Genomic DNA, 5,406 nt, shown 5'->3' with positions numbered 1-5,406 from the left:
GCCGGGCGCGTGCCAGTTGCAGCGCCGTCGTCAGACCGGCCAGTCCGCCGCCGACAATGACCGTGTCGCATTCGGCCAGACCCGCCAATGGTGGTCTGACCTTCTCGTCGGCAAGCGTGCGGCGATAGTAAGTATCGGGATAGGTCATGATGAATCGCATGAGAGCGGGCGGCCTTGAAAGCCGCCCGCGAAGAACGTCAGTCGGTGCTGTAGTTCTTGCCGTACCATTTGGTGGTCAGCGTGGCGAGCGTGCCGTCCTTTTTCATCTCGTCGATGATGCCGCCGACCTTGGTGGTCCACTCGGCGTCACCCTTGTCCGCGATCACCACCAGCGGCTCGCGGAAGGCGTAGTCGCCCTCAAGAATGCGCAGCGGATACCCGTTCTTGATGGCGTTCTGGGCGGTCTGCTCGGGCGCGATGACTGCATCGAGCCGCACGCCGTCCCCAAGTTTCAAATCGTCGAATGGCAGCATGGAATCGGCAAAGGTCCGGATCTCGCCGGGTTGCAGCTTGTATTCGACTGGCGGAAGGCCGGGAGCGTCGATCTCCAGCTGACGGCGGATGAAATCTTCCGAAGTCGTGGCGGTTTCGACACCGATCACCTTGCCGTTCAGCTCGTTCACGGACTTCGCCTTGCTGTCCTTGTGGACCACATAAACATAAGGGCTGTAATAATAGATGCCGGCGAAATCGATCACCTTGGCCCGGGCCTTGGTCGGCGTCACCGAGCCGACGCCGAGGTCGTAGCGGCCCTGCCAGTGGCCGCCGGTCATTGTGGCCCAGTCGGGCGTCTCGAAGCTGACCTCCACGCCCAGACGCTTGGCGATCGCTTTCGAGACGTCGATATCAAAACCCACCAACTGGTTGCTTTCGTCGAGAAAGCTCTGCGGCGGCCAGCCGCTGTTGGTCGCGACCATCATGGCCTTCTTGGATGTGACGCGATCCAGGGTTTCTCCCGCTCGCGCTGCCGACACGAATGCGAGCGCGCCGGCAGCCAGCGCGAAACAAGCGATCAATCTCCTCACGAAACCTCCCTCTCGTATGTAAGATGTCTGACAACACAATTGTCCGGAAGGCGCAGGGCGAGTCAAGCATCTTTTGTCGGGCATTGCCGAGTTTAGCCTGCAATGAGCGTCCACTGCTCGGCGCTCGTGCCGCCCCGGCCCCAGGCTCAACTCCGATGCCGAAGCGCCTCGACGACGACTGCCATCGCCGGAGAAAGCTGCCGCCGGCTCGGATAATAGAGGTGATAGCCCGGAAAGGGGCAGGCTCCAATCATCGAGCACGAGCGTCAGCCGCCCGTCCGCGATGTGGCGGCTGACGAGGTTTTCCGGGACATAAGCGATGCCGTAGCCGCTTAGCGCCGCATCGATCATCGGCAGGGTCGAGTTGAAGGTCAGCTGGCCATCGACCCGGACCCGAAGCTCGCGGCCCTTCTTCTCGAACTCCCAGGTATAGAGCCCGCCAAACGTCGCCTGCCGCAGGCCGATGCAGTCATGCCCGACCAGATCCTGCGGTGTCCTCGGGACTTGGGCGGCGGGAAAAATAATCCGGCGAGGCGATGGCCACCAGCCGCCAGTCGGGGCCGATCCGCACCGCGATCATGTCCCGGTCGACGCTCTCGCCAAGCCGCACGCCGGCGTCGAAGCGCTCCTCCACGATGTTGCGCATGCCGTTGTCGCTGTAGAGCTCGACGCGCAAGTCGGGATAGTCGCAGAGCATCGGCTCGAGCTTCGGCCAGACCGTCGTCTCCAGCGCATGGTCGGACAGCGTGATGCGTACCGTGCCAGCGGGCTTGTCCCGGAAGGCGACCAGACCCGCGAGATCGGCCTCGATCTCCTCGAAGCGTGGGGCGAGCGACTGGTAGAGCCGCTCGCCGGCTTCCGTCGGCGCCACGCTTCGCGTCGTGCGCGTAAGCAGGCGAACGCCGAGGCGGGCTTCCAGCTGCTTGATGGTGTGGCTGAGCGTCGACTGTGACGTGCCGAGTTCCGCCGCTGCCCTGGTGAAGCTGCGCTCCCGGGCGACAGCCAGGAACCACAGCAAATCTTTCATGTCGCCGCGCTGCATGGAGAACCTCCTGGTCGATTTATATCACAGGTCGATAAGTCCATACGGATTATCTGCTCTAATCGAATTGGTTGCACTGCAATATCTTCCGGGCAGGTCGCGGCGGCCGTGGCCGATTCCGGCGCCCCGCTTGCAAGGATGCCCCCGAATGGAAACCACTTACGACACAAGGCTTGTCGAAGACCGCGCCATGCGGGGCGCGGTGCTCTCGATGGCGCTTTGCGTTTCGGTGCTCATCGCCTCGGAGTTCATGCCGGTCAGCCTGCTGTCGCCGATCGCGACCGATCTCGGTATCACCGAGGGTCGGGCGGGCCAGGCGATCTCGATTTCGGGCATTTTCGCTGTCGTGACCAGCCTGCTGGTCGCCGGCCTGACGCGCCGCATCGATCGCAGGCTGGTAGTCACCGGCTTCACTGTGCTTCTCATCGCGTCCGGGCTTGCCGTCACCTTCGCCTCCAACTACGCGTTCCTGATGGCCGGCCGCGCGCTGCTCGGCATGGCGATCGGCGGCTTCTGGTCGATGTCGACCGCGATCGTCATGCGCCTCGTCCCCGAGGAGCAGGTCCCTAAGGGCCTCGCCATGCTGAACGCCGGCAACGCCGTCGCGGCCACCATTGCCGCGCCGCTGGGCAGCCTGCTTGGGGCCTATGCCGGTTGGCGCGGCGCGTTCTTCCTGGTCGTGCCGCTCGGGTTCCTGGCGCTCGTCTGGCAGTGGCTCAGCCTGCCACCGCTCCCGCCGCGCCGGCGAAAGCGGCCGGGCAACAGCCTAGCTCTTCTCGGCCGTCCTCCGGTCGCCATCGGCATGGCATCGGTCATGATGCTGTTCATGGGCCAGTTCGCGCTCTTCACCTATCTGCGTCCCTTCCTCGAAAGGGTCACCCAGGTCGACGTCGCGACGCTTTCGGCGATCCTGCTGGTCATGGGGCTCGCGGGCGTCGGCGGCACCTGGTGCATCGGCCGGCTGCTGCGCGCGCGTCTGTTCAGCATCCTGATCGTCATTCCGCTGGTCATGGCCGTGCTTGCGCTCGCGCTCATCGCCCTCGGCGCAATACCCCTTCCCACGGCCCTGCTGCTTTTCGTCTGGGGTTTCTTCGGCACGGCCGCGCCCGTCGGCTGGGGCACCTGGCTCAGCCGCACGCTGCCTGAAGACGCGGAGGCCGGCGGCGGGTTGCAGGTGGCCGTCATCCAGCTTGCCATTACCGGCGGCGCTGCGATCGGCGGCACGCTTTTCGACACGGTCGGCTGGTGGGGAGCCTTTGCCTTCGGCGCGGCGCTGCTTTGCGGAGCGGCGCTCGCCGCGTTCGCCGCATCGCGCATGGGCGGGAGGGCCGTGCCATGACGACCGGCCATCCCAAGCTCAGTCGCCGCGCATTGCTCGGCGCCGCGCTCGCATCAACGCTCCTGCCGCGGCGCGCCCGCAGCCAGCAGGGCAGGGGCCCGGCCAGCCAGGAACCCGCCGACATGAAGATCAGAATGACATTCGATGGCCGAACCATGACGGCCACGCTCTACGACAATCCTTCGGCACGCGATTTCTTTTCCATGCTGCCGCTCGATCTCACGATCGACGACTACGCGCATAACGAGAAGATCGCCTATCTGCCGCGCAAGCTGACCGAAGAGGGCAGCGGCCCGTTCGGCAACGAGCAGCCCTATGACCTCTGCTACTTCGTGCCCTGGGGCAATCTGGCGATGTTCTACGCCGACTACCGCCATCCCGGGCTGATTAGGCTCGGCCGTTTCGACGGGGGCGAAGAGGCCCTGCACATACGCGGCGAGTTCCCGCTGCGCATCGAACGCATTTGAGAACGCAAAGGAGATCACCATGGACATTCTTCGCGCTGGCACGAGGCCGTCCGGCAAGGGGCCTTCCGACTGGTTCACCGGCACGGTCCGGATCGATCCGCTCTTCAATCCCTTCGATGCCGCCCGGGTGCAGGGCGCGCAGGTCACCTTCGAGCCCGGCGCCCGCACCGCCTGGCATACGCATCCGCTGGGGCAGACGCTGATCGTTGTCTCCGGCCGTGGCCGCGTGCAGCGCGAGGGCGGGCCGCTCGAGGAGGTCCGCCCCGGCGACGTCGTCTGGTTCGCGCCCGGCGAGAAGCATTGGCACGGCGCGTCTCCCGAGACGGCCATGACCCACATTGCCCTCCAGGAGGTCAAGGACGGCAAGGTCGTGGACTGGCTGGAACATGTCAGCGACGCCGACTACCGCGCCTGATCACCGATCGAACGAAAAGGAAAGCAAAATGCTCGCAACTGTTCTTCATAAGCCCGGCGATATCCGCTGCGAGGAAATCGAGGACCCGAAGATCCTTCGCCCGACGGACGCCATCATCAAGCTCTCGGCGAGCTGCATCTGCGGCTCGGACCTGTGGCCGTATCGCGGGCTGCAGCCGATCGATCGCCCGATGCATATGGGCCACGAATATTGCGGCATCGTCGTCGAGGTCGGCGCGGAGGTGCGCAACGTGCGCCCCGGCCAGTTCGTCGTCGGCTCCTTCTGCCTCTCCGACAACACCTGCCCGCATTGCCGCTTCGGCTTCCAGTCTTCCTGCGTGCAACGCGAGTTCATGTCGGGCGCGCAGGCGCCTTATGCCCGCGTGCCGCTGGCCGACGGCACCCTGGTGGCGACTTCCGAGGTTCCGCCGGCCGACCTGGTGCCTGACCTGTTGGCCGTCTCGGATGTGCTCGGCACCGGCTGGTATGCGGCGGATGCGGCCGAGGTGCGCGAAGGATCGACCGTTGTCGTCGTCGGCGACGGCGCCGTCGGCCTGATGGGCGTGCTCGCGGCGAGCGAGATGGGCGCGCAGCGCATCATCGCCATGAGCCGGCACGAGAGCCGCCAGAAACTCGCGCGCGAATTCGGCGCGACCGACATCGTGGCCGAGCGCGGCGAGGAAGGCATCGCCCGCATCAAGGAACTGACCGCGGGCGTCGGCGCGGACTCGGTGCTGGAATGCGTCGGTACGGCCGAATCCTTCGACCAGGCGCTGGCCTGCTCGCGCCCCGGCGGCACCATCGGCTATGTCGGCGTGCCGCATGGCGTGAGCTTCGACGGCCAGAAACTGTTCTTCGGCCAGAAGCGCATGCTGGGCGGCCCGGCGCCGGTGCGCCGCTTCCTGCCCGACCTGATGGAGCGCGTGCTCAAGGGCAGGATCAAGCCCGGCAAGGTTTTCGACCTCAAGCTGCCGCTGACCAAGGTCGCGGAAGGCTACCGCGCCATGGACGAGCGGCGCGCGATCAAGGTCATGCTCGAGGTCTAGGCGCCGGCGATGGTCGCGACGGGCACTGCAGCCGATGAAAGCCGGACGATGGCGAGATTGGTGCCGATCATGG

At 65.7% G+C, this 5,406-nt stretch carries 6 protein-coding genes and 1 pseudogene; 4 read left to right on the top strand and 3 right to left on the bottom strand.

Annotation, left to right across the window (positions count from 1 at the left end):
• The 3 genes and pseudogenes from EOA79_RS33895 to EOA79_RS29160 form a co-directional block, all read right to left on the bottom strand.
• The coding region (locus EOA79_RS33895) for an FAD-binding protein (protein WP_348631872.1) at positions 1-148 on the bottom strand (148 nt) is incomplete at its 3' end.
• A gap of 49 nt (positions 149-197) precedes the next feature.
• A complete protein-coding gene (locus EOA79_RS29165; RefSeq protein WP_245489951.1) occupies positions 198-1,025 on the bottom strand; it encodes a transporter substrate-binding domain-containing protein in 828 nt (275 codons plus the stop codon).
• Positions 1,026-1,171: 146 nt separating this feature from the next.
• Positions 1,172-2,067 (bottom strand): annotated as a pseudogene (locus EOA79_RS29160) (LysR family transcriptional regulator).
• 148 nt (positions 2,068-2,215) lie between these two features.
• Here EOA79_RS29160 and EOA79_RS29155 point away from each other — a divergent pair.
• The 4 genes from EOA79_RS29155 to EOA79_RS29140 are packed head-to-tail and all read left to right on the top strand — an operon-like array spanning position 2,216 to position 5,333.
• The gene (locus tag EOA79_RS29155; protein WP_067321852.1) at positions 2,216-3,406 is read left to right on the top strand and encodes an MFS transporter; all 1,191 of its coding nucleotides are present in this window, start codon (positions 2,216-2,218) and stop codon (positions 3,404-3,406) included.
• Positions 3,403-3,873: a cyclophilin-like fold protein gene (locus EOA79_RS29150; RefSeq protein ID WP_095824606.1), complete on the top strand. Its 471-nt coding sequence runs from the start codon at positions 3,403-3,405 to the stop codon at positions 3,871-3,873. Before EOA79_RS29155 ends, EOA79_RS29150 begins: the two co-directional genes overlap by 4 nt.
• A gap of 19 nt (positions 3,874-3,892) precedes the next feature.
• Positions 3,893-4,288 (top strand): cupin domain-containing protein, encoded by a 396-nt coding sequence (locus EOA79_RS29145; RefSeq protein WP_067321846.1) that lies wholly within the window; start codon positions 3,893-3,895, stop codon positions 4,286-4,288.
• 28 nt (positions 4,289-4,316) lie between these two features.
• Complete coding sequence (locus EOA79_RS29140; protein WP_095824605.1) at positions 4,317-5,333, top strand: zinc-dependent alcohol dehydrogenase family protein; 1,017 nt, start codon at positions 4,317-4,319, stop codon at positions 5,331-5,333.
• The last annotated feature ends 73 nt before the right edge of the window (positions 5,334-5,406 follow it).

The sequence above is a fragment of the Mesorhizobium sp. M1A.F.Ca.IN.020.03.2.1 genome (genome assembly GCF_004023205.1).
In the GTDB taxonomy this organism is placed as follows: Bacteria; Pseudomonadota; Alphaproteobacteria; order Rhizobiales; family Rhizobiaceae; genus Mesorhizobium.
The sequence above is the reverse complement of the archived record's forward strand: the minus strand, read 5'-3'. Positions and strand labels throughout refer to the sequence as shown.

Excerpts from the sequence above, each read along its gene's own strand:
- EOA79_RS29145 (WP_067321846.1), top strand. The coding sequence starts at position 3,893 with ATGGACATTCTTCGCGCTGGCACGAGGCCGTCCGGCAAGGGGCCTTCC.
- EOA79_RS29140 (WP_095824605.1), top strand. The coding sequence starts at position 4,317 with ATGCTCGCAACTGTTCTTCATAAGCCCGGCGATATCCGCTGCGAGGAA.
- EOA79_RS29150 (WP_095824606.1), top strand. The coding sequence starts at position 3,403 with ATGACGACCGGCCATCCCAAGCTCAGTCGCCGCGCATTGCTCGGCGCC.
- EOA79_RS29155 (WP_067321852.1), top strand. The coding sequence starts at position 2,216 with ATGGAAACCACTTACGACACAAGGCTTGTCGAAGACCGCGCCATGCGG.